The 263-nt window shown below is 53.2% G+C and carries 1 rRNA gene; it reads right to left on the bottom strand.

The features are described from left to right. Positions 1–263: ribosomal RNA gene (locus GJ700_RS36455) — 23S ribosomal RNA — on the bottom strand; the annotation flags it as partial.

Genomic DNA, 263 nt, shown 5'->3' with positions numbered 1-263 from the left:
TTCCTTCTCCCGAGTTCTCTCAAGCGCCTTAGAATACTCATCTCGCCCACCTGTGTCGGTTTGCGGTACGGTCTCGTATGACTGAAGCTTAGAGGCTTTTCTTGGAACCACTTCCGATTGCTTCGCGAGTCAAGCTCGCTCGTCCCAGTCCCTTGAATTCCGCACCCGGATTTGCCTAAGTGCCTTCTCTGAACCAGAAACCAACTATTCCAACAGTTGGACAACCTTCCGCGATCCGTCCCCCCATCGCATCATACGACGGT

It is taken from the genome of Pseudoduganella rivuli (assembly GCF_009674485.1).
In the GTDB taxonomy this organism is placed as follows: Bacteria; Pseudomonadota; Gammaproteobacteria; order Burkholderiales; family Burkholderiaceae_D; genus Rugamonas; species Rugamonas rivuli_B.
The sequence above is the reverse complement of the archived record's forward strand: the minus strand, read 5'-3'. Positions and strand labels throughout refer to the sequence as shown.